This is a genomic window from [Collinsella] massiliensis (genome assembly GCF_002161605.1).
In the GTDB taxonomy this organism is placed as follows: Bacteria; Actinomycetota; Coriobacteriia; order Coriobacteriales; family Coriobacteriaceae; genus Enorma.
The window spans coordinates 1-22,679 of record NZ_NFIE01000021.1; the positions used below are offsets into that span (position 1 = coordinate 1).

Genomic DNA, 22,679 nt, shown 5'->3' on the forward strand with positions numbered 1-22,679 from the left:
TGAGCCCGCCGCGGGCGTCCACGGCCTCCCAGAAGCCGGCGGAGAAGCGCGGGTCGGAGGCGGCCATGAGGGCGTTGGTGGCCATCCAGCCCGAGGGCGTGCCCGTGTCGAAGCCGCTGAGCGGGTCGATCACGACGGCGTACATGGCCTCGCGGTCGAGCGAGCGCGCCATGGCGTCGGTGAGCTGCACCTCGCCGCCGGCGCCCGGGCGCTGGTCGGCGAGCAGGTCCATGACGAGGGGGCTCAGCAGGTAGCGGCCGACGATGTAGAGGTTCGAGGGCGCCTCCTCGGGCTCCGGCTTCTCCACGAGCCCGGAGACGCGCCACACGGCGCCCGGCTCGAGGTCGCCGGCCCCCTCGGCGCCCGGCAGCGACCCCGCCCGCTCGCCGGCGACGACGCCGTAGCGCGAGACCTCCTCCGGCGCGCAGGGCGCCACGGCGACGACGGACGCCCCGCCGTGGTCGGCCGAGACCGCGAGCAGCTTGTCGCAGACGTCGCGGGCGGGCACCACGTAGTCGCCGAGGAGCACGAGGAAGCCCTCGCCCGCCACGGCGTCGGCGGCCGAGCGGATCGCGTGGCCGAGGCCGGCCGGGCGGTACTGGAAGCGGAAGTCCACGGGCAGCGACCCCGCGGCCGCCACGGCGTCCGCGCAGGCGCCCTTGCCGCGGGCGCGCAGGAGCTGCTCGAGGGCGGTGTCGGGCTGGAAGTGGCTGAGGAGCTCGGGCTTGTTCGGGGAGGTGACGATGATGGCGCCGTCGACCTCCGCGGGCTCGAGGGCCTCCTCCACGACGTACTGGATGACCGGCTTGTCGAGGACGGGGAGCATCTCCTTGGGCGTGCACTTCGTCGCGGGGAGGAAGCGGGTGCCCAGGCCCGCGGCGGGGATGATGGCCTTCATGGCGTGGTTCCTTTCGGGAGGCGGCGGCAGCCGCTCGGGTATATCTCAGGTGATGCTTAGTGTAGCAAGCAAATGTCTATCGACAATCCTGTCTTTAGGAAGTGCGTGAAAGTGTCATGCCGATGCTCAATTTAGTGCAACAGCAACCCCATTGATAGGGCGGCATTGAAAAGGTGCCCACTGCCCTCTGCTATACGTATCATTTTGCGCAAAACATCGCGTAGCCGAACGAGCTGACACGGTAGCATTGCGATAACCATCTTAACAATATGACAGCACGAGCGAGAAAGGGGACGCCGCTCGTTGCATCTTCGTCTGAAATAGCAGAGCTCTGGCTGATAGCCACGCAAAATAATAAAGTGCAAATCACACGATGAGGCTAGAAAGCCTCATGACGGCAGCCTGAATCTATCTCAGCGCGTAATAATCCCCTCATTTTTCAGTATCCTGGCGCGAAGAGCACCTTCGTGCTGAACGCCTGCCATACTCCTCGAACAGAGAGTCAAACCGTTTTAGACACTTATTGTATTTTCGACGCTCAAGCTTGAGCGTCGTTTTCCATATGACGCCTGTTCTCTTCGAAAATCGTGCACGCTTTTTGTTTAACTCGTCGACCAGGCAGCTGTCGCACCTCCTAATCAGTTGTTTCAATTCCTCAGCACCGTCAAGAGTTGCAATGCGATAGCTCACCTCATCTAGCCCATGCGCTTTTCCTAACCGACCTATCTCATTTAACAGTTGGCATAAGCACATTAGATTTGCATGAGACTTACTTCCCAGCACACGCGAGGCAGCAACAAGTCGAGAGTTTAGGTTTAATGCGATTTGAAATGTCGTCTGAGCGTCAAGAAGCACATGAAGCGTAATCGACCTATCACGAAAGCTTAGAGTCCTTATGTCTCCAGATTCTAGAAACGAAATATTCTCCAAACCCTCAGCTTCCATTAGGATGTCTCGCATTAACTGTATTTCATTAATATGATCTCGAATAATCTCCCCAACAACTGCAGCCTTTTGCTCATACAGAGTTTGCGGCCGCTTTGCGTACCCCATAGCAAGGGTCGTGACGATAGATGAAATGGTTGCAACTATTACGGTTGAAACCTCATCTGGCATATCTTGCATAACAATTGCCCCCCACTCTTCTGATTCATGATAGAGGCAGCCTGCAAATTATCGAACGATAAAATCCTCAGAAGGATGCTCAATTTAGCAGCTTAGATAGTATTTGCTACTAACCAACCATAACTTTGTAGCGCTTCTTCATCTCATTTAATGCACTATTTCTATATGAGACATGCTCATCCTTTTGCAATCTGCCCACAACAATACCCGGATCGCGATTGATCTCTCTCGCAAACCTACGAATCGCGGAGGGGGTAAACACATTACGAGCGACGAAATCCGCATATGCAGCAGGATCAATCAGCGCATCGCGCGCATACGCGTCTGCCGCCTCTTCTTTGGCACCGGAATCCCCCTCTGCGGACACGCCAAAATCGTTTGCCATGATGTGCCCAATCTCATGAAACAGCGTGAACCAGAACGAATCGGCCGATAACCGACGATCGTTCACCATGAGCATCACGTGTTCATTAACCCGCTTGGTTGCGCCATTTGTTTTCGATCCGCTCAGATTAGGAAGGATGACAAAAATGACCCCGGCCTTTCGGAATTCCTCGCGCACGACATCATAGAATCTTTTGTGGTTGCTCGTTTGCGTTAGCGCGAACTGAACAGCTTGCTCGAATCTCGCCTTATTGTATTTTGGAGCATCGACCTCTAGGGCTTCGTTAATCGCAATTTGGAGCATAGCATTCGACTTTACGACTGTGGAGATATCCTTTTCCACAGGCGTCGACCTAAAGCTCACGGCTAAATCTGTTTTCTCTAATACCGTTAAAGAGCCCACCTGCAGAAAGCGCCTAACCTGCGCAACCTGTTCATCAATTTGTCTGGGCAGGTTCGGCAAGCCAAAATGATTTCTGAAATAACTGTACCCCAACGTCTTTAATATGGAGCGCTCATGCTCTAGCTCCTCATCCGCCTTCATCTCAGCAACAGCGGCATCGAAGATAGCCTGCAAGTTAAGCCAATACTCGATACTTGTTCCCAGCATCTTAGAGAGTTTATTTGCAATATCGGGAGACAGTCGCTGCCCCCCATTAATAATCACGCTCAGCGTTTTCGGCGTGGTTCCAAGGCGCTTGGCAAAGTCATCTTGAGAAAGCCCCAACTCTTCGATGATCTCTTTGATGTAGTAGCCGGGATGAAACGCGATCCTGTCTTTGTACTCAATATAGTTACTCATAATGCTTGCTCACCTGCTCAATCTGCACTATGCGAACAACTCCGGCAATCTCATCGATATTGGCACATGCGAACGGCTCGTAATGATCGTCCAACGGCTGGAGGATGATGCGCCACGCATTCGATCGCCCTTTCACGTCTATCGCAAAATATCCTTTGAGCTTGTTCCTCCCCTTGTTCTTCAGCGGATGGAAATGAAATGATGGCAATATCGAAATGTCGTACAGCGTATCCGCTGCTTCAAGCGCCTGAATCTTTGAGAATAGTGCTAGAACCAATCCGTTATTCCCGCCAAAGTGTTTGAGTGCGGCTTTCTTGCTCGTGCAGATCTCTTCTACCTTGCCGTTAGCATAGACGAGCTCCAAGGCTGACTCCTCACTCTATTACCTTGTTGGTAATATTACCTAAATAGTAATTTCTATTCAATAGAAGCGAGAACGAAGGCCAGGCTGAACACCGATAACGAGATTTAAGCCTTTGGCAAAGCTCCGTTAGATGGACACGACATCTAACGGGCAGGCGATAATATGGCTAGCAGCACGCATAGAGCGAAACGTACTCTACATCAATTTCTCTCAAATTCACCCCTTGCGCTCCTGAGCGTTGTACCGTAATATATCTACCTGCACGCGGCTTTGGCGGCGTGTAATGCCACTGGGATGTCGTCTAATGGCAGGACAGCGGATTCTGGTTCCGTCAATGGGGGTTCGACTCCCTCCATCCCAGCCATAATGGCCCGTTCGTCTAGCGGTTTAGGACGCCGCCCTCTCAAGGCGGAGATCACCAGTTCGAATCTGGTACGGGCTACCAAGAACGCTAACCCGGATTGTCCAGCACAATCCGGGTTTTTGCATAGCTAGAGATGCTGTGGACGGCATCGGCATGCTGACTCGCCTCGAATTGAAGCGGCTTGGGGCATTTTCTAGCAAGTTATTTCAGATATGCACGACACTGGGGGCTCCATATGGTCTCGCCAGCTCCTTTTGGGCGACGACGCGAGCAAACCGGGATCGGAATCCTGCGGTTTTCCCGACGCGCTTCACATCGCAAGCAACCTGCGCGCCTCGCAGCACCGCCCAATCACGCATATCTGAAATAACTTACTAGAAATGGGGGCAGGCGACGCAAAAACAAGCGCCATGCAGTCACGCGCCTGCTCGCATCCGCTCCAAACGCCAAAAGGGCCACCACCGATCAACCCGGTAGCGGCCCTTCCCTAGCCTAAGTTTCGTGCGCGCTACACCCGCCCGCGACCCAGGAACTTATTCGTTCTGCTCGCCGTGCTCGGCATCACCCTTCTTGAGGCGGTGCTTGCCCGCGTACACGAACGTCGCGCCGAAGCACGCCGCGCTTGCGCTTGCGAACGTCGTGAGCATGATGAGGTCGGACGTCTGGGGCATCACGCCGTTCGGATGCGCGTCGGCGGTAGCCACCCCGCCATCGTCGCTCGTGCGAGCGGCGCTATCGTCCGTATCCTTGGGATCGGTGGACGTCTCATCGGTCTTGCCGTCCGTCTTACTCTTGTCCCCGGTCTGATTGCTCTCGCCGTCCGTCTCGGATTCGGTCGCGACGTCATTCTTGCCAGCATCGTCGGTGGCGTCGTCGGACTCCGTCTTATCGCCAGAGCCTGCATTCTCGTCGTCCTCGCTCGGCACGTCGTTCGTGATGCCGCCGTTCGCAGCAGGCGGCGCGGGGTTCGGCTTCGGCGTGGTGTCGGCCACATCATCGGAACCGTCGTCCGAGGTGTCGCCAGCGTCACCGGTCTCGTCATCAACAGGCTCATCGCTCACGTCACCGGACGTCCCATCGTCCGAGCCGTTGTCGGCCTCAGGCTCGTCAACCACAGACCCGTCCCCGGCACCCTGCTGAGCATCGTCGCCCGGTGTGGCGGAACCATCATCCTCGGGGACGTCGATCACCGCATCATCCTGGTCGGTCAAGCCCTGATCGCCCGCATCGGGGGTCGTCGTGTCCTCCGGCTGCTCCGGCTCGGGATCCGGCTGCACCTCGGCAGCCGCCTCATCCTCGGCGATGTACCTCAGACAATCCGCGAGCTCGTTGCGGTAGCGATTCGCCCAGCCCTCGTAGTACTCCGCCTGCGAGCTGTGGTTTCGGATGTTGTCGGTCATCTCTCGCGCAAGCGCGGTCACGAACTCGCGGTCGGTCATGTCGTTCGAGAGGTTGGCCGCCCGGAGGACGCCGCGAACGCCGCCCGTACCCCACATGTTCGAGAGGCCCCACACCATGCCCTTCACGCAATCCGCGCGGCCGGACATGTCGATGCCCTGGCTCGCGAGCCAGCGCTCGGTGGGCACGTAATAGCTGTTGTACGCGTAGGAGTCCTGCAGCGCGGAGAACCCGGCCGGATCAGCGTCATACGCCGCGTACCAGGCATCCTGTACGAGCTGGCCGAGTGCGGTGAGCTTGCCAGCCTTGGAGTCGTACATCGGCACCGCGTCGTTCGACACCTCGCCCGCCCGCGCGAGCACGTCCTTGAACATGGCGTACTTCACCGGGTCGTAGTTGTAGACGGCGGTCATGAAGTCGATGAGCGAGTAGCGGCGGTCGAACTGGTAGTAACCGAGCGCGTTGTACCCGTCGCCGTAGCTGAAGCCCTGGCGGTAGTTTCCATGGCTCTCGTACTTGGTGAAGTACTTCATCTCCTCCGAGACGTACACGGACGAGAGGTTCGAGGAGCTCGCCGACGACGCCGAGCGCGTGGCTGCGGCGGCAGGCGACTCCTCGTAGAAATCCGCCTTGTCGTATGCGGCGGCGGAATCATCCGGCTCGGCGAACGCCGTGCTGGCGACGACGGGTGCGCACGCGAGCGCGAGCGCGAGGCCGGCGGTGATTATGGCGCGACGGGGTCTCATGGGCCCTCCTTGTCTGCGGCTCATTCGAGCGGCTACGGTTACGATTCATTTGCGACAGGCGCAAAGAAGGCAGCTTTAGTATTGCAGCGCCCGCAGGGGCATACAAGCGATTCACACCGAGTCCGCCGAAATCAATTAAGGTTCGAGTTGAGCTTGAACGGGTCGAGGGGCGATTTGGCGCACGCCGGCAGCGCGGTTTGGGCGATTGCGCCGTCGAATCGAGCCCGTCGCATCCCAAAGTGAGCGAAACGAACGTTTTATCCGGCACCCCCGGAAGTAGCACGGGGTCGCACGCCAACAAAAGTGCAGGTAGCGCGCCTGCCGCTTTCCGGGCTACTCGGCTACCCCCGCATAAACCGCTCGTTTCGCGCACTTTGGGTTTGCGACCCCCTTGGAGGCCCAAACGAGACGCCCGGCGGGCAACGCAAGCGCCGAACGGCACGCGGCAGCTCCCCTAAAGCTCTACCCCCAGATCGATCTCGGGCACGCGGGCGAGGTCGGCAAGCGTCACGCCGTCGACATACTCCTCGATCACGACGTCGAGCCCGGTCCAGAACTTGACGGTGGAGCATAGCCCGGCGCGCTGGCACGCCCCGTCGAGCCCCTCGCACGCGACAGGCGTCGTCGTACCCTCCGCGGCGCGCAGGATGTCGCCCGCGCGGATCTGATCCGCCGGCTTGGCGAGCACGTACCCGCCGCCCTTGCCCCGCACGCCGCGCAGAAGCCCCGCCTGCATGAGCGGGCGCACGAGCTGCTCGAGGTACTTGAGCGAAATGTCCTCACGCGCGGCGACCTCGCGCAGGGCGATCTTGCCCTCGGCGTCACCGAAGGCCGCGATGTAGATCATGAGGCGTAGCGCATAGCGCCCCTTGGAAGAAATGAGCACGCGAACCTCCCGCTCATCGCTCGCTCGTCGCGTCAGCGCCGCACGGCGCCCTTCCCTGTCGACCCGCGAGCAGCCAGATGCCGCCCCCGCAGGTCGCGCGCACCGCCGCACGCTGAAATCCTAGTGGATTAGTCGGATTATACCTTGACTTCACGGGTATTCATCTTATCGTTAATCCGAGATAATTCCTAGGATTATGTGCGCGGCACGACAACCACACAGCCGCGCCCGAACGCAAGGAGCAGCAATGTCCGCAACCCCCCTCCTCTCCGTCGAAGGCCTGAGCGCCTCGGTCGACGAGAAGACCATCCTCCACGGCATCGACCTCGCGATCCCCGCCGGCGAGACGCACGTCCTCATGGGTCCCAACGGCGCGGGCAAGTCGACGCTCGGCCACGTCATCATGGGCGACCCCGCCTACACGCAAACCTCCGGCAGCATCCGCTTCGACGGCGAGGACATCACCGACCTCAGCACGGACAAGCGCTCGCGCGCCGGCATCTTCCTCTCCTTCCAGGCGCCGGTCGAGATCCCCGGCGTACCGCTCTCGAGCTTTTTGCGCGCGACCCTCGCCGGCCGCCCGGGCCTCAAGATGCGCGGCAAGGAGTTCCGCCGCCGCATGAAGGAGCTCTGCGCCGAGCTCGACATGCCCGTCGAGTACCTCAACCGCGAGCTGGGCGTGGGCTTTTCGGGCGGCGAGAAGAAGAAGGTCGAGATGCTCCAGCTCCTGCTGCTCCAACCGAAGCTCGCCATCCTGGACGAGACCGACTCCGGCCTCGACGTGGACGCGCTCGGCGTGGTGAGCCGCGGCATGGACCTCTACCGCAAGCGCACGGACGGCACGCTCCTCATCATCACGCACAACACGCGCATCCTGGAACACCTCGACGTGGACCGCGTGCACGTGATGGTGGGCGGACGCCTCGTGCACGACGCCGACGCCTCGCTCATCGACTGGATCGACGAGCACGGCTTCGAGCGCTTCGAGGCCATGGCGGCCGAGGCGAACGCGGCGGAGGGCGCGGGCGCGGCCGGCGAGGCCGCAGGCGAGCTCGACCCCGCGGACCTCTCGCCCGTCATCGAGCGCTAGGGGGCAGCCGTGGCCAAGCAGCGTACCGAGGTCGCGGACATCGACCGCACCATATACGACATAACCGATAGCGAGCAGGGCTTCGAGAAGCTCGACGCCGGCCTCACGCCCGAGATCGTTCGCGAGATCTCCGAGCGCAAGGACGAGCCCGAATGGATGCTCGACTTCCGCCTGAAATCGCTCGAGACCTACCAGCGCATGCCGAACCCCACCTGGGGCCCCAGCATCGCCGGCCTCGACATGGACAACATCGTCACCTACGTGAAGCCCAACACCGACCAGCAGGCCACGTGGGACGAGGTGCCCGACGACATCAAGAACACCTTCGAGCGCCTGGGCATCCCCGAGGCCGAGCGCAGCTACCTGGCCGGCGTGGGCGCGCAGTACGACTCGGAGCTCGTGTACCACAACATGCAGGACACGGCCGCCAAGATGGGCATCGTCTACTCCGGTATCGAGGAGGCGCTCCACGAGCCCAAGTGGGAGGCGCTCATCCGCGAGAAGTTCATGACGCTCATCCCGCCCACGGACCACAAGTTCGCCGCGCTCCACGGCGCGGTATGGAGCGGCGGCTCCTTCGTCTACGTGCCGGCCGGCGTGAAGCTCGACTTCCCGCTGCAGAGCTACTTCCGCCTCAACGCCAAGGGCGCGGGCCAGTTCGAGCACACGCTCATCATCGTCGAGGACGACGCGGACCTGCACTTCATCGAGGGCTGCTCCGCACCGAAGTACAACGTGGCGAACCTACACGCGGGCGCCGTGGAGCTCTTCGTGGGCAAGCGCGCGCATCTGCGCTACTCGACCATCGAGAACTGGTCGAAGAACATGTACAACCTCAACACCAAGCGCGCGCGGGTGGACGACGAGGGCGAGATCGAGTGGATCTCGGGCTCGTTCGGCAGCCACGTGGGCTACCTCTACCCCATGAGCGTGCTGAACGGCCGTAAGAGCCGCTCGAGCTTCACGGGCATCACGTTCGCCGGAGCCGGCCAGAACCTCGACACCGGCTGCAAGGTGGTGCTGAACGCGCCGGACACGAGCGCGACCGTCGAGACGAAGGGCATCTCTAAGGGCGGCGGCATCCAGACGTTCCGCAGCTCCGTGGTGGTGACGCCGAAGGCCGAGGGCGCGCGCGTGAGCGTGAGCTGCCAGTCGCTCATGCTCGACGACGAGAGCCGCTCCGACACCATCCCCGCCATGGACGTGCGGGCGAAGAACGTCGATATCGGACACGAGGCCACGATCGGGCGCATCGGCGACGACAAGATCTTCTACCTCATGAGCCGCGGCATCTCCGAGGAGGAGGCGCGCGCGATGATCGTGAACGGCTTCGCGAACCCCGTGGCCAAGGAGCTGCCGCTCGAGTACGCCGTGGAGATGAACAACCTCATCAAGCTCGAGATGGAAGGTGCCATCGGCTGATGCGTCATGTAGGGACGGGTTCAAAACGTTACATTTTGCTTCATTTGGGGACAGGCTTGTCCAGCCATCGCTTGTCCAGCCATCCGAAGCGGGTTTCCGCAAGTCATGTTTGGAGTGAATGCTGATGGATGCACTCACGATGCAGCATATGAGCGCGATGCCGGCGCCCACGTGGCGGTGGCTGCGCATGAACGATACCGAGATCGAGGTCCCCGAGGGGCTCGAGCGCATGGACGGCGCGTCGGTGGAAGCTGAGGACGCGCTGCTCGACACCACCGAGAGCTTCGAGGCGGCGGTGGCCGGCCTGCAGGAGCGGCTCGACGCGGCGCGCGGCGGGGTGCAGGGCTCCGATGACCGCGCGTGCGTGCGTGCGGCCCAGCGCGCCCGCGAGGACGTCGCCGACCTCGACACCCCTGCGCTCTCGCGCTACCAGCGCCGCGCGGCGCTCGAGGAGGCCGCAGGCGACGTCACGGCTGCCTTCGAGACGGGCATCGGGGCGGACGCCCGCGCCTACCTGGGATTCCTTGCGGGGAGCACGATCACGCTCGCCACGGGCGCAGGTGAGGCGAAGGCGGCCACCGTGCGCGTCGAGGGCGCGACGGGCGGCGCCGCGGCGGCGAGCATCGACGTCGTCGCCGCGCCCGGCTCCACGCTCGACCTCGCCATTTCGCTGAACGCCGAGGATGAGGACGCGAACGCTGCCGAGGGCACGGCCGCAGGCGGCGGCTGCGCCAGCGCGGACGGCGGCGCCGACGCAGCCGAGCCCACCCGCGCACGCGGCCTCATCGGCTCCGCGCTGCGCGTCTTCGCCGGCGCGAACGCGCGCGTGAACGTGACCGTCTACATCACCGCGGACAGCGCCTTCACGGTGCTCGACGACGCCGGCTACGTGCTCGACGAGGGCGCGCGCGTGACGGTGCGCCACGTGGTGCTCGGCGGCGCGCACACCTACACCGGCCTCGCGGCGGACCTGCGCGGCGACACCGCGCGCATGGACATCGACACGCGCTACCTCGCGAGCGGTTCCGAATCGCGCGATTTCAACTACGTCATCCGCCAGCGCGGGCGCAGGACGATCTCGAACATGGACGCGAACGGCGTGCTCACCGGCAGCGCCAAGAAGGTGCTGCGCGGCACGATCGACCTCGTGCACGGCTGCAAGGGCTCCGAGGGCGCGGAGAACGAGACCGTGCTTCTGGCGAGCCGCGGCGTGGACAACAAGACCGTCCCCGTCATCTTGTGCGACGAGGACGACGTCGCGGGCAACCACGGCGCCACGATCGGCCACGTCCGCCCCGAGCAGCTCTTCTACCTGGGCTGCCGCGGGCTTTCCGAGGAGGCGGCCGAGGCGCTCTTCACCGCCGCGAAGCTCGAGGACGCCGCGCTCTCCGCACCCGACGCCGAGATGCGTGAGAACGTGCTGCGCCTGGGCCGCGCACTCATCGACGGATTCGGTGACATCGAGGACGAGGACTTCGAGGAGGATGCTGCATGACGAATACGGGCACGGGTACGGAACAGGCCGCGGCGGCGGCCGACATCCAGCAGAACCCCTATAAGGCCGATTTCCCCCTCCTGGCGGGCCGGCCGGACATCGCCTTCTTGGACAGCGGGGCCACCGCGCAGCGCCCCGCGTGCGTGCTCGACGCGCACCGCACCTTCTACGAGACCATGAACGCCAACCCCCTGCGCGGCCTGTACTCGCTCTCCGTGGCCGCCACGGACGCGATCGAGCAGGTGCGCGCGCAGATCGCGCAGACCATCGGCGCCGTGGACGACCAGGGGCGCCCGCAGGCGCGCGACATCGTCTTCACGCGCAACGCGAGCGAGTCGCTGAACCTCGTGGCGAAGTCGTTCGCCCCCTGCGTGCTCGAGCCGGGCGACGAGGTGGCCATCACCATCATGGAGCACCATTCGAACCTCATCCCCTGGCAGGAGGCCTGCCGCGCCGCGGGCGCGCGCCTCGTCTACCTCTACCCCACCAAGACCGGCGAGCTCACGGATGAGGAGATCTCCGCCAAGGTGGGCCCGCGCACGAAGATTGTCGCGGTGGCGCACGTCTCGAACGTGCTCGGCGTCGAGAACCCCATCCGCAAGCTCGCCGACGCGGTGCACGCGCAGGGCGGCTACCTCGTGGTGGACGGCGCGCAGTCCGTGCCGCATATGGCGGTGGACGTGCGCGCACTCGGCATGGATTTCTTCGCGTTCTCCGCGCACAAGGCGCTCGGCCCCATGGGCATCGGCGTGCTGTGGGGGCGCCACGAGCTGCTCGACGAGATGCTCCCCATGCTCACCGGCGGCGAGATGATCGACTCCGTGACCGAGCAGGAGGCCGTGTGGGCGCCCGTGCCCGAGAAGTTCGAGGCCGGCACGCAGGACGCCGCGGGCATCTACGCCACGGGCGAGGCGCTGCGCTATCTCACCGAGCACGTGGGCTACGACGCGGTACGCGCACGCGAGGCGGCGCTCGTGGCCTACACGATGGAGCGCCTGGCCGAGCTGCCGTACGTCGAGATCATCGGCTCGCCCGACGCGGCCGACCACCATGGCGTCATCAGCTTCAACGTGCAGGGCATCCACCCGCACGACGTGGCGAGCATCCTCGACATGAGCGGCGTGTGCATCCGCGCCGGGCACCACTGCGCGCAGCCACTCCTCACGTGGCTCGGCGTGGAGAACCTCGCCTGCTGCCGCGCGAGCCTGGCGTTCTACAACGACGCCGAGGACGTCGACCGCTTCATCGACGGCCTCGAGACCGTCTGGCGCACCTTCCACGCGTAACGCCGCGCGCACGACGACGCCCCAGGGGTATGCAAACCTACCGCAATGGTAAAAATACCCCTGGGGTTTTCGACATCCCCCTGGATTCGCCCGCGAATCGCACAGCAAGGAGCGTGACCTCATGGGCAACCTCTACACTTCGACCACCTTCATGGAGCACAACTCGCATCCGGACTACAAGTACGAGATGGACGCGCCCACGCACGAGCACGACGGCATCAACCCCAGCTGCGGCGACGAGCTCACGCTGCAGCTGCGCGTGGAGGACGGCGTCATCGAGGAGGCGAGCTTCACCGGCCATGGCTGCGCCATCAGCCAGGCGAGCGCCGACATCATGGCCGACCTCATCACCGGCGAGACGGTCGAGGAGGCGCGCCGGCTCTCCGCGCTCTTCTTGGCGATGATCCGCGGCGAGGAGCTCTCCGAGCAGGACTACGAGGACCTGGACGAGGCGGCACAGCTCAAGGACATCTCGCACATGCCCGCCCGCGTGAAATGCGCGGAGCTCGCCTGGCGCACCCTGGACGGCATGCTCGCGTAGGACCATGTAAAATTACCCCAGGGGTTTTTCTACATCCCCTGGGGTTTTCTCTATTTTATGCGGGCGATGACGCCGCTGCCCAGGCCGGTCAGCCGCTCGATCTGCTTGATGGTGAGGCAGTTCCCGCGAAGCGCCGCCACGACGGCGTTGCGCCGAGGGATGGGCAGGCTCTTCACCGCGAAGACGTCCGGGCACCCGAGCGCCCGCACGACGCGGTTCGCCACCTCGAGCGCCTCGTCGCTCGAAAGCTTCACCGACCCTTCAAAGCCCACATCGGCCGCGGACGCGCCGCTGCAGAGCTCTGAGAAGCCCTCAGGACCGCCGAGCAGCCCGAGCACGAGCCCCGTCGCGCAGAGCCCCTCGCCCGTTCCCTCGCCCGCGCCTGCACCCTCGCCCGCGCCCCCGGCATACTCCCGATAGCTGCTCCACGGATAGTGCGCGGCCTCGCAGATCCCGGCCTTCTCGGGGTTGATGTGCACATAGCGCACCGCGGCGATGAGGCGCTCGTCGCCCTCGATGGCCTCGCTGAAGAACCGCGGCTGGAACACGCTGCCCACATGGCCGGTCTTCTGGTTGAAATACTTCGCATACGCGCCCAGAACGCCTCCCATGGCGTGCGGAAGGCGCTGCTCGGTATCCTCCACGATAAGGTGCACGTGGTTGTCCATAAGGCACCACGCGATGAGGGCAATCTCGTCCTCGCGCATGAACCGTTCGAGATACGCGAGGAACGCTTCCCTGTCCCGGTCATCGGTGAAGATGACCTGCTTCCCGTTCCCACGCGCGACGACATGGTACAGCCCGGATTCCGCGATTCGACGAGGTGCGCTCGGCATAGTCCCCTCCTATGTAAAATAACCCCTGGGGTAATTTTACATCGCCTGGATATGAAAAAAGCTCCCGAAGGAGCCCGTATTTCAAATGGTGGACCGGCAGGGGTTCGAACCCTGGACCTTGGGATTAAGAGTCCCCTGCTCTACCAGCTGAGCTACCGGTCCAATTGTCAATGTGGGGTGGGTACAGGGACTCGAACCCTGGACCTCCGGGACCACAACCCGGCGCTCTAGCCAACTGGGCTACACCCACCATGTTTCCACGTGCGCCAAAGCGCTTGATTATTATTGCAGCGAATGCCCTTCCGCGCAAGGGGGAATCTCATCTTTTTTTGAAATTCGGGATGAAAAACCGCCGCCCGGCGCGGAACCGGACGGCGGCAACATGCCTATGTAAAATAACCCCTGGGGTTATTTTACGCGTTGAGGGCGGCGTTCACCGCGACGGCGCAGGCGACGGTCGCACCGACCATGGGGTTGTTGCCCATGCCGATGAGGCCCATCATGTCCACGTGCGCAGGCACCGAGGAGGAGCCGGCGAACTGGGCATCGGAGTGCATGCGGCCCATGGTGTCGGTCATGCCGTAGGAGGCGGGGCCGGCAGCCATGTTGTCCGGGTGCAGGGTACGGCCGGTGCCGCCACCGGAGGCCACGGAGAAGTACTTCTTGCCGGCCTCGAGGCGCTCCTTCTTGTAGGTGCCCGCGACGGGGTGCTGGAAGCGCGTGGGGTTGGTGGAGTTACCGGTGATCGAGATGTCGACGTTCTCGTGCCACATGATGGCCACGCCCTCGCGGACGTCGTCGGCACCGTAGCAGTTGACCTCGGAGCGCGGGCCATCCGAATACGGGATGGTCTCGACGATCTTAAGCTCGCCCGTGAAGTAGTCGAACTGCGTCTTCACGTAGGTGAAGCCGTTGATACGGGCGATAATCTGGGCGGCGTCCTTGCCCAGGCCGTTCAGGATGACGCGCAGCGGCTTCTTGCGGGCCTTGTTGGCGTTCATCGCAATGCCGATGGCACCCTCCGCGGCAGCGAAGGACTCGTGGCCGGCCAGGAACGCGAAGCACTCGGTGTCGTCACCGAGCAGCATGGCGCCCAGGTTGCCGTGGCCCAGGCCGACCTTGCGGTCCTCGGCGACGGAGCCGGGAACGCAGAAGGCCTGCAGGCCCTCGCCGATGATCGCGGCGGCCTCGGACGCGCTCTTGGCGCCCTTCTTGATGGCGAGCGCGCAGCCGAGGGTGTAGGCCCACTTGGCGTTCTCAAACGCGATGGACTGGACGCCCTCGACGATCTGACGGGGGTTCACGCCCTGCTCAAGGCAGATCTGCTCGGCCTCCTCGAGGGAGGAGATGCCGTTCTCGGCGAGGCACGCGTTGATCTTGTCGATGCGGCGCTCGTACCCTTCGAAGCTAACAGCCATGGTTTCTTCCCTCCCTTTCTACTCGTGGACCGGGAACACGGACTCGACGGTGTGCGTCTCCTCGTCCGTGCGCGGGTCGATGTACTTGACGGCGGCGTCCCACTGGCCGTAGTGGCCCATGGCGCCGGCGATGGCGTCCTCGGGGGTCGAGCCCTTCTTGAGGGCGTCGGTGAACTTGCCGAGGTTCAGGAACTCGAATGCGATGATCTCGTTCTTGTCGTTGAGCGCCATGCGGGTGACGTAGCCCTGGGAGAGCTCGAGATAGCGGGCACCCTTGGCCTTCGTGCCGAACATGGTGCCGATCTGCGAGCGCAGGCCCTTGCCGAGGTCGTCGAGAGAGGCGCCCACGGGCAGGCCGCCCTCGGAGAACGCGGTCTGGCTGCGGCCGTACACGATCTGGAGGAACAGCTCGCGCATGGCGACGTTGATCGCGTCGCACACGAGATCGGTGTTGAGGGCCTCGAGGATGGTCTTACCGGGAAGGATCTCGGAAGCCATGGCTGCGGAGTGGGTCATGCCCGAGCAGCCGAGGGTCTCGACGAGGCACTCCTCGATGATGCCCTCCTTGATGTTGAGCGTGAGCTTGCACGCGCCCTGCTGCGGCGCGCACCAACCGACGCCGTGCGTGAGGCCGGAGATGTCCTTGATCTCCTTGGCCTTGACCCACTTGCCCTCCTCCGGGATGGGCGCAGGGCCGTGGTATGCGCCCTTGGCGACGGGGCACATGTTCTCCACTTCTGCTGAGTACTGCATGCCTCTCCTCTCTGTAGTGCCTTGTCCGGCGAGCCATCGAGCCAACGCAAGGTGGCCAGCCGGAGCTGACATGCACGTTTATTCTACCGCGATTTGTCCAGAGTGTTTTCGGCGAACGGGGCATTTTTCTTCGCGAGGACGAGGCACGGAGGAGCGATGCGCTCGGGCTGCAAGGTGATAAAAAGGTGTCAGACAGCTTTTTATCAGGCAGGGAAGAGCGTCGCGCGGCGAGGACAAAGTGATAAAAAGGTGACTGACACCAATTTATCACCACTGACACCAAAGTATCACGGGCGGTGAAGGGAGGAGACGAGCGCGGTCAGGCAGGCGCCGGTCGCGGCGCCGCAGCAATCGAGCAGCACATCGGTGACCTGCCCCGACCTGCCGGCGACGAAGAGCTGGATGGCCTCGTCGATCGAGGGGACGAGGACGAGCACGGCGCATGCGAGGGCGATGCGGGCGGACGGTGCGCCGCGCCGGAGGTCGAAGGCGCGGGCGGCGAGGATGCCGAGCACGGCGTATTCCGTGAAGTGCGCCGCCTTGCGCACGAGAAAGTTCGTGACCCAGGCGCTCGGGATGCCGAGGGCGTCGAGCGCGCCGCGGATGGTCGAGACGACCGAGAGGCTCAACCCGCCGCTCTCCATCCCCGGGACGAGCGAGTTTCCCCAGATGATAAGCACCATGAGCGCCATGGCGACGAACCAGGGCGCGCGCACGGAGCCCCCGCGCGCGGGTGCATGTGCCGCCGGCATCCCGGACTACGCCTCCGCCTGGAGTGCCGGCATGGACGCGGTGCCGCCCTGGATGACGCGCAGGTACTCGCGGCTCGAGTGCTGCACGGAGGGCGAGGCGACCTGGCTGAGCTCCTGCTCGATGAGCTCGTTCACGTGCTCGTGCATGCGGTTCGCGCGCTTGCCCTCGGCGATGGCGCTCGCACGGCGGGCGCTGGCCGCGGTCGTCGCCGGGGCGGGACGCATGGGCTCCTCGGGCTCGGCGAGGATGTCGAGGGCGGCCGCCCAGACGTTGCGGCGGTCGGCGAAGGCATCGGTCGAGGCGGCGGGCTGCGCGGCGGGCGCGGGCGCGGTCGCAGGGGCGACGGGACGGGACGGGGCTGCGGCGCGCGCGGCCGGGGCAGACGCCGCCCATGCTCCCGGGGCGGACTGCGCGGTGGGCGCGGCCTGGGCGGGCATGGAGCCGGTCACGGGGCGGGCGAGGCGCTCGCTGCCGAAGCGGTCGAGGGACGCGAGGGCCGCGCGGGCGTCCGCATCGCGGTCGAACGGGGCATCCGAAGCGTCGGCGGGCTGTGCCACGGGACGCGAGGGTGCGCCGGCATAGGAGGAGGCCGCCATGCCCGCGGTCGCCTGCGGCCGGGCTGCAGACGCGGCGTACGACGCGCTCGCCGGGGCCGCCTGCGCCGGCACGCGGGTAGCGCCCGCCTGCGGCATGAAGGCGTTCGTGCTCGCGGGCGCGCTCGCGGCATGGGCGGCGGCGCGCTGCTGCGCGAGCGCCATGAACATCGCGGTGGACGTGGCGGCGGAGGCGGCAGGGGCTGCCTGCCATGCCTGGGAGGCCGCCGGGGACGCGGTCGCCGAGCGCGCGGGAGCGGCAACCGCCGCACTCGTCAACGCGGCGGAAGCGCCCGCAGGCGCCTGCCACGATGTCGAGGCGGAGCGGGCATGGGCGGCATGGCGCGGCGCGGTGCCCGCCGTGGCGGCGGGGGCAGCAGCGGCACCTGCAGCAGCCGCGGCAGCGCCCGGCGCGGCGTTGCGGCGCAGCTCCTCGAACGCGATCTCGTAGATGTCCTTCGAATGGGCGGCGTCGCAGCTGATGGGCGAATCCTCGCTGAACAGCGCATCGATCTCGGCCCACGCGTCCTCCTCCGAGGGCGCACCCGAGGCGCGGGCGATCACCGGCACGTCGCGCGGCATGCCGCGCTTGCCGAAGAAGCGCGAGCCCGCGTGCGCGGAGCGACGCTGCTCATCGGCGCCATGCGCCCCGGCGGCATGCGAGGCCTCGTGCTCCCCCACCGCGACGTCCTCGTCATCGGCGGCCGCGCGCGCGTCGGCCACGGCACCCATGGCCGTGACGAGCCCGACGCCCGCGAGGGCGCCCACGGTGAACGGCAGGGCGCAGGTGGCCACGATGCCGTTCGCAGCGGGGAACGGCAGCGTCACCGCATAGGCGCACACCGGCACCGCGAATGCGACACCGCATGAAAGACCAGCGTAGATCGCTCGAGATGTTGTAACAGAAGCCGCCATAGCCACTCCCTCGCACCGAGTCCGACCGGCACAGCCAACCGGAACGCCATCTCAGCCGCTCGAGAAAACCGATGAAGGTTGTTGCCTGGGCCATACGGCCTATATGCAACGGATGGTAGTTCGATTCATCTGCGTTTTTCCGTCGCGTACATTAGCTCGATTATGAGAGAAAACCTGCGGAAATGCAAATCGATTCGTCGGGCGTGAACTATCGTTCCGCATGCGGGGGCGAGGCGCGCGGGCAGCTGCCCCCGCATGCGGGAACGCGGGCGCGCGGAACCTAGTGCCACATGCCTTTGCGCTTGAAGATCCACGCGGCAACGAGGCAGGCCGCGACGGCGAGCACCGTGGGGAACACCCAGGTGTTCATGAACGGCAGGCTATCGAACGGCAGGCTCACGTTCATGCCGTAGAAGCCGAAGATGATGTTCGGGATGGCCATCACGATCGTGATGACGGAGAGCACCTTCATCACGATGTTGAGGTTGTTCGAGATGATGCTCGCGAACGCGTCCATCGTCCCGGAGAGCGTGTTCGAGTAGATGTTCGCCATCTCGATGGCCTGGCGGACCTCGACGAGCACGTCCTCGAGCAGGTCCTGGTCGTCCTCGTAGAGCGGGATGATGCGGCCCTGCCTGATCTTGTTGAGCGTGACCTCGTCGGATTTGAGCGAGGTGGAGAAGTAGACGAGCGACTTCTCGAGGTTGAGCATCTGGATGAGCTCCTCGTTGCGCACGGACGCGTGCAGGCGCTCCTCGGTCCGGGACGACAGGCGGTCGATGCGCCGCAGGTAGAGCAGGTAGAGCTGGCTCACGCGCAGCAGGAGCTGCAGCAGGAAGCGCGTGCGGAAGCGGGTGTCGACGCCGCGGATGCGCCCGCTCGCCAGGTCGCGCACCACCACGTTCTCGAAGAGCGAGATGGTCACGAACATGCCCTTCTGGGGCATGAACACCATCGAGAGCGGCATGGTGTCGTACTGACGCGCGCCCTCCGTGCCGTCCTCGCCCGGCTCGATGGGGTAGTCGACGATCACGAACGTCTGGTTCACGTCCTCGTCGAAGTCGACGCGCGAGGTCTCCTCCTCGTCGAGCGCCGAGCTCACGAACTCCGTCAGCACGCCGAGCTCGCCCTCGAGCCACGCCCGCTCGTCCGCCGTGGGCGCCACGACGTTGACCCAGCAACCGGCTTCCGGTTGCTCGATCCGTTCGATTCCACCGTTCTCCCGGGTCTTGAAGCATTCGATCATGGCGCACCCCTTTCGTCGGATACATCGGATTGAGCCCGCACCCATGCACGGAGCCCCGCACACGATAGCGCAACGAAACGGCGCCCGCCGCACGAAGCGACGGACGCCGTGTAAAATCCCGAGAACCTTTACGCGCGCTTTACCGGAGGGGTGGCGCGGGGCGCAGAGCGCGAAGCGGAGCGGGGCGCGGGCACGAGCGCGTCATGAACCGCGGCGCGCACAGCGAGGCCGCCGGATGCCAGCTCGCCCCTCCCCTGGCCTAGAACTCCCCGTGCTCCTGCGCGCGGCGGGCGGAGCGGATGAGGAACTCCTCGTTCGTGTTCGTGCTCTTGAGGCCCTTGATGAACGCCTGCGCGCAGCGCTCGGTGTTCGGCATGCCGGCGAGCACGCGGCGGATGCCCCACACGAAGGGGCGCATCTGCTCGGGGATGAGCAGGTCCTCGTTGCGCGTGCCGGACGCCACCGGGTCGATGGCCGGGAAGATGCGGCGGTCGGCGAGGTCGCGGTCGAGCTTGAGCTCCATGTTGCCGGTGCCCTTGAACTCCTCGAAGATCACCTCGTCCATCTTCGAGCCGGTGTCCACGAGCGCGGAGGCCAAGATGGTGAGCGAGCCGCCGTTCTCGATGTTGCGCGCGGCGCCCAGGAAGCGCTTCGGCGGGTAGAGCGCCGCCGAGTCCACGCCGCCGGAGAGGATGCGGCCGCTCGCCGGCGCGGCCAGGTTGTAGGCGCGCGCGAGGCGGGTGATGGAGTCGAGCACCACCACGACGTCGCCGCCCATCTCCACGATGCGCTTGGCGCGCTCGATCACGAGCTCCGAGACGCGGGTGTGGTTGTCGGCTGGCATGTCGAAGGTCGAGGCCACCACGTCGCCCTTGATGGAGCGCTGCATGTCGGTGACCTCTTCGGGGCGCTCGTCCACGAGCAGGCAGATGAGGTGCACCTCGGGGTTGTTCACCGCGATGGACTGGCAGATCTTCTTCAAGATGGTGGTCTTGCCGGCCTTGGGCGGGCTCACGATGAGGCCGCGCTGGCCCTTGCCGATGGGGCTCACGATGTCGATGGCGCGCCCGGTGATGGAGTCCTTGCCGTGCTCCATCTTGAGCTGCTCGTTGGGGTAGATGGGCGTGAGGTCGCTGAACTTCGGGCGGGTGCGCGCGACCTCCGGGTCCACGCCGTTCACGCTCTTGATCTTCGTGAGGCCGGGGAACTTGTCGTTGGCGCGCATGGGACGGAGCGTGCCCTCGATGAGGTCGCCCGGGCGCAGGCGCGCGGCGCGGATGAGGTTCGCGGGCACGAAGGCGTCGTCGCGGCTCGGCATGTAGCCGTGCGCGCGGATGTAGCCGTGGCCCTCGTTGGCGATGTCGAGGATGCCCGCGATGTCGCGGAAGCCCTCGGCGCGGGCGGCGGCGGTGTAGACGGCCTCGACGAGCTCGGCCTTCTTCATGCCGGCGACGTCGAGGTCGAGCTCCTTCGCCCGCTCGCGCAGCTCCGCGACCTTCATGGCCGCAAGATCGTCGCACGAGAGCGAGGGCTCGGCGGGCGCGAGGCGGTTGTTGCGGTTCTTGCGGTTCTGCTGGCGGTTGCGGCGATCGTTGCCGTTGTTGCCGTTGCCGCCGTTGTTGTTGCCGTTCGTGTGCTCGCGGCGCTGCGCGTGCGTGCGGCGGTTGTTCTGCTCGCGCTTGCGCGGGGCGTCCTCGCCCTTGGCGGGCGCCTCCTCGTGGGCAGCGGGCGCGGCGGGAGCCTCCGCGGGCGCGGCCTTGGGCGCGGCATCGCTTGCGGGCGCGGTTTTCGCGGCGGCGTCGGACGGGGCGGCATCCGTGCTCGCGGGAGCAGCGCTCGCCGCATCCCCCGACGTGGCGGCCTGCGCGGCAGCGGCAGCAGCTGCGGCCTTCTCCGCCTCGACGAACGCCTTGGGCTTGCGGCCGCGGCGATGCGGGCGGAGCGCGGGGTCGACGAGCGGCGCGGCGGCATCCTGCGCGGCCGCAGCAGCGGCGGGCACGGCCTTAGCGTCATGCTGCGCGGCGGGGGCGTCTGCGCCCGCATCCGGCTCGGTGAGCGCGCGCTCGGCACGGGCGGCGGCGCGGCGCTGACGGCGCACGACGGAGGCCTGGGACACCTGCGCCAGGGCGCGTGCCTGCGCGGCCTCGGTCGAGAGCGGCGCCGACGGGGTGTCCGAGGAGCCCGAGGCGTTCGCGGCATCCGTCGCAGCCGCGGAATCTGCCTTCTCGGCAGCCGTCGCGCGTGTGCGCTTCCGCGTCGTGCGCGTGGTCTTCTGCCGCGGCTTCTCCTCCGCAGCGGCCTCCTCCCCTTCCGCGCGCTTCGCCGTCCGGCGCGTGCGCGTGGCGCGGCGCGGCTTCTCCTCCCGGGTGGGCGTGGAGGCCTCGGCGTTCATCGTCTCGGTGGTGTTCGTCGTTTCGTCAGCCACTATGCCTGCTCAACCTTCTTCCAGTCTTCCATGAATAGTGCTAGGCCGCGATCGGTCAGCGGGTGCCGCACGGCCTTCTTCAACGCTTTGAACGGGACGGTCGCGATGTCGCAGCCGGCGAGCGCGGCCTCCGTCACGTGATGCGGGGTGCGAATCGACGCCCCGATGATCTCGACCTCGTGCCCGAAATCGAACCCGTGGATCGCCTCGCACACCTGCACGAGCTGCTCCACGCCGTCCTCGGCGATATCGTCGAAGCGCCCCACGAAGGGCGACACGTAGCGCGCGCCCGCGCGGGCGGCGAGCAGCGCCTGCGGCACGGTGAAGATGAGCGTCATGTTCACCGCGATGCCCTCCTGCGCGAGCGTGTGCGTGGCGGCGAGCGCCTCCGTGGAGATGGGCAGTTTGACGACCACGTTATCGGCGATGGCGGCGAGCCGGCGGCCGTCCTCCACCATGCCCTCGGCGGTCTCGGCGCACGATTCGGCCGAGACGGGAAGCCCGGGGCACAGCTCGCAGATGGCGCCGATGTGGCGCTCGAAATCCGCGAGCTTTCCGCCGGTCTTCGCGAAGAGCGACGGGTTCGTGGTGACGCCGTCGATGACGCCCCAGCTCACCGCCTCGCGGATCTCGCCCAGATCGGCCGTGTCGAGAAAGAACTTCATGAAGGCCGCCTCCTTGCTTGCAACGGCCTGTCGGCAGCACGGACGGGGCTGGCCGGCAGCGGGAAACTATATGACAACTCAGGGTGCGCGGGCGGTCGGATGCAGCTATGTGATTGAACGGAGATGAGATGCGAACGCGTCGCGCAGCTGCAGTGTACCACAACAGCGCGTTCGTGGTTCACGGCGGACACAGGGCGAGCTTGGATGATAAAATGGTGTCAGACACCTTTTTATCACTGTTGGCGTGCGTAGCCATTGGCCCCTTTCGAGCTCG

The 22,679-nt window shown here is 65.1% G+C and carries 18 protein-coding genes and 4 tRNA genes; 7 read left to right on the forward strand and 15 right to left on the reverse strand.

Translation table 11 applies throughout. The features are described 5' to 3' along the window. From B5G02_RS08575 to B5G02_RS08585, 3 genes are all read right to left on the reverse strand, one after another. Window positions 1-898, reverse strand: an 898-nt coding sequence (locus B5G02_RS08575; protein ID WP_143758299.1) for a UTP--glucose-1-phosphate uridylyltransferase, incomplete at its 3' end; no start/stop codon positions are given. A gap of 1,234 nt (window positions 899-2,132) precedes the next feature. After that, window positions 2,133-3,209, reverse strand: a complete 1,077-nt coding sequence (locus B5G02_RS08580) for a HigA family addiction module antitoxin (RefSeq protein ID WP_094335910.1) — start codon at window positions 3,207-3,209, stop codon at window positions 2,133-2,135. Beyond that, the gene (locus B5G02_RS08585) at window positions 3,202-3,573 is read right to left on the reverse strand and encodes a hypothetical protein (RefSeq protein WP_094335911.1); all 372 of its coding nucleotides are present in this window, start codon (window positions 3,571-3,573) and stop codon (window positions 3,202-3,204) included. The genes B5G02_RS08580 and B5G02_RS08585 overlap by 8 nt, the downstream gene beginning before the upstream one ends. A gap of 290 nt (window positions 3,574-3,863) precedes the next feature. On the opposite strand from B5G02_RS08585, the gene B5G02_RS08590 reads away from it, so the two are divergent. Next, window positions 3,864-3,937, forward strand: a tRNA-Gln gene (locus B5G02_RS08590). A gap of 4 nt (window positions 3,938-3,941) precedes the next feature. After that, window positions 3,942-4,018 (forward strand) — tRNA-Glu (locus B5G02_RS08595). 452 nt (window positions 4,019-4,470) lie between these two features. On the opposite strand, the gene B5G02_RS08600 is transcribed toward B5G02_RS08595, so the two are convergent. Continuing rightward, complete coding sequence (locus tag B5G02_RS08600) at window positions 4,471-6,081, reverse strand: hypothetical protein (RefSeq protein ID WP_094335912.1); 1,611 nt, start codon at window positions 6,079-6,081, stop codon at window positions 4,471-4,473. Between the two features lie 454 nt (window positions 6,082-6,535). Beyond that, the gene (locus tag B5G02_RS08605; RefSeq protein WP_094335913.1) at window positions 6,536-6,967 is read right to left on the reverse strand and encodes an RrF2 family transcriptional regulator; all 432 of its coding nucleotides are present in this window, start codon (window positions 6,965-6,967) and stop codon (window positions 6,536-6,538) included. A 247-nt stretch (window positions 6,968-7,214) separates the two neighbouring features. On the opposite strand from B5G02_RS08605, the gene sufC reads away from it, so the two are divergent. From sufC to sufU, 5 genes are all read left to right on the forward strand, one after another. After that, a complete protein-coding gene (sufC, locus tag B5G02_RS08610; protein WP_094335914.1) occupies window positions 7,215-8,057 on the forward strand; it encodes a Fe-S cluster assembly ATPase SufC in 843 nt (280 codons plus the stop codon). Between the two features lie 9 nt (window positions 8,058-8,066). Beyond that, the gene (sufB, locus tag B5G02_RS08615; RefSeq protein ID WP_094335915.1) at window positions 8,067-9,479 is read left to right on the forward strand and encodes a Fe-S cluster assembly protein SufB; all 1,413 of its coding nucleotides are present in this window, start codon (window positions 8,067-8,069) and stop codon (window positions 9,477-9,479) included. A 187-nt stretch (window positions 9,480-9,666) separates the two neighbouring features. After that, the gene (locus tag B5G02_RS08620) at window positions 9,667-10,974 is read left to right on the forward strand and encodes a SufB/SufD family protein (RefSeq protein ID WP_241146209.1); all 1,308 of its coding nucleotides are present in this window, start codon (window positions 9,667-9,669) and stop codon (window positions 10,972-10,974) included. After that, a complete protein-coding gene (locus B5G02_RS08625) occupies window positions 10,971-12,260 on the forward strand; it encodes an aminotransferase class V-fold PLP-dependent enzyme (RefSeq protein WP_094335917.1) in 1,290 nt (429 codons plus the stop codon). Before B5G02_RS08620 ends, B5G02_RS08625 begins: the two co-directional genes overlap by 4 nt. A gap of 121 nt (window positions 12,261-12,381) precedes the next feature. Continuing rightward, entirely contained in the window at window positions 12,382-12,801 is a 420-nt protein-coding gene (sufU, locus tag B5G02_RS08630; RefSeq protein WP_019238754.1) for a Fe-S cluster assembly sulfur transfer protein SufU, read from the forward strand. Window positions 12,802-12,851: 50 nt separating this feature from the next. On the opposite strand, the gene B5G02_RS08635 is transcribed toward sufU, so the two are convergent. The 10 genes from B5G02_RS08635 to B5G02_RS08680 form a co-directional block, all read right to left on the reverse strand. Further along, the gene (locus B5G02_RS08635; RefSeq protein WP_094335918.1) at window positions 12,852-13,637 is read right to left on the reverse strand and encodes a transposase; all 786 of its coding nucleotides are present in this window, start codon (window positions 13,635-13,637) and stop codon (window positions 12,852-12,854) included. A gap of 86 nt (window positions 13,638-13,723) precedes the next feature. Then, window positions 13,724-13,799, reverse strand: a tRNA-Lys gene (locus B5G02_RS08640). Between the two features lie 11 nt (window positions 13,800-13,810). Further along, window positions 13,811-13,887: transfer RNA gene (locus tag B5G02_RS08645), tRNA-His, on the reverse strand. 163 nt (window positions 13,888-14,050) lie between these two features. After that, window positions 14,051-15,055 (reverse strand): GGGtGRT protein, encoded by a 1,005-nt coding sequence (locus tag B5G02_RS08650; RefSeq protein WP_094335919.1) that lies wholly within the window; start codon window positions 15,053-15,055, stop codon window positions 14,051-14,053. 18 nt (window positions 15,056-15,073) lie between these two features. Further along, window positions 15,074-15,808 (reverse strand): iron-sulfur cluster assembly scaffold protein, encoded by a 735-nt coding sequence (locus B5G02_RS08655; RefSeq protein WP_094335920.1) that lies wholly within the window; start codon window positions 15,806-15,808, stop codon window positions 15,074-15,076. 287 nt (window positions 15,809-16,095) lie between these two features. Further along, window positions 16,096-16,560: a VanZ family protein gene (locus tag B5G02_RS08660; RefSeq protein WP_094335921.1), complete on the reverse strand. Its 465-nt coding sequence runs from the start codon at window positions 16,558-16,560 to the stop codon at window positions 16,096-16,098. 6 nt (window positions 16,561-16,566) lie between these two features. Further along, on the reverse strand, window positions 16,567-18,069 hold the full coding sequence (locus tag B5G02_RS08665; protein WP_143758300.1) for a hypothetical protein: 1,503 nt from the start codon (window positions 18,067-18,069) through the stop codon (window positions 16,567-16,569). A 280-nt stretch (window positions 18,070-18,349) separates the two neighbouring features. Further along, window positions 18,350-19,315, reverse strand: a complete 966-nt coding sequence (locus B5G02_RS08670; protein ID WP_094335923.1) for a magnesium transporter CorA family protein — start codon at window positions 19,313-19,315, stop codon at window positions 18,350-18,352. A gap of 259 nt (window positions 19,316-19,574) precedes the next feature. Next, on the reverse strand, window positions 19,575-21,707 hold the full coding sequence (gene rho / locus B5G02_RS08675; RefSeq protein ID WP_094335945.1) for a transcription termination factor Rho: 2,133 nt from the start codon (window positions 21,705-21,707) through the stop codon (window positions 19,575-19,577). A 32-nt stretch (window positions 21,708-21,739) separates the two neighbouring features. Further along, a complete protein-coding gene (locus B5G02_RS08680; protein ID WP_019238763.1) occupies window positions 21,740-22,405 on the reverse strand; it encodes a transaldolase family protein in 666 nt (221 codons plus the stop codon). Window positions 22,406-22,679: the final 274 nt, after the last annotated feature.

Coding starts and splice junctions, on each gene's coding strand:
- B5G02_RS08580 (WP_094335910.1), bottom strand. CDS start 3,209: ATGAGTAACTATATTGAGTACAAAGACAGGATCGCGTTTCATCCCGGC.
- B5G02_RS08600 (WP_094335912.1), bottom strand. CDS start 6,081: ATGAGACCCCGTCGCGCCATAATCACCGCCGGCCTCGCGCTCGCGCTC.
- sufC (WP_094335914.1), top strand. CDS start 7,215: ATGTCCGCAACCCCCCTCCTCTCCGTCGAAGGCCTGAGCGCCTCGGTC.
- B5G02_RS08620 (WP_241146209.1), top strand. CDS start 9,667: ATGAACGATACCGAGATCGAGGTCCCCGAGGGGCTCGAGCGCATGGAC.
- B5G02_RS08625 (WP_094335917.1), top strand. CDS start 10,971: ATGACGAATACGGGCACGGGTACGGAACAGGCCGCGGCGGCGGCCGAC.
- sufU (WP_019238754.1), top strand. CDS start 12,382: ATGGGCAACCTCTACACTTCGACCACCTTCATGGAGCACAACTCGCAT.
- B5G02_RS08635 (WP_094335918.1), bottom strand. CDS start 13,637: ATGCCGAGCGCACCTCGTCGAATCGCGGAATCCGGGCTGTACCATGTC.
- B5G02_RS08650 (WP_094335919.1), bottom strand. CDS start 15,055: ATGGCTGTTAGCTTCGAAGGGTACGAGCGCCGCATCGACAAGATCAAC.
- B5G02_RS08655 (WP_094335920.1), bottom strand. CDS start 15,808: ATGCAGTACTCAGCAGAAGTGGAGAACATGTGCCCCGTCGCCAAGGGC.
- B5G02_RS08660 (WP_094335921.1), bottom strand. CDS start 16,560: ATGCCGGCGGCACATGCACCCGCGCGCGGGGGCTCCGTGCGCGCGCCC.
- B5G02_RS08665 (WP_143758300.1), bottom strand. CDS start 18,069: ATGGCGGCTTCTGTTACAACATCTCGAGCGATCTACGCTGGTCTTTCA.
- B5G02_RS08670 (WP_094335923.1), bottom strand. CDS start 19,315: ATGATCGAATGCTTCAAGACCCGGGAGAACGGTGGAATCGAACGGATC.
- rho (WP_094335945.1), bottom strand. CDS start 21,707: ATGAACGCCGAGGCCTCCACGCCCACCCGGGAGGAGAAGCCGCGCCGC.
- B5G02_RS08680 (WP_019238763.1), bottom strand. CDS start 22,405: ATGAAGTTCTTTCTCGACACGGCCGATCTGGGCGAGATCCGCGAGGCG.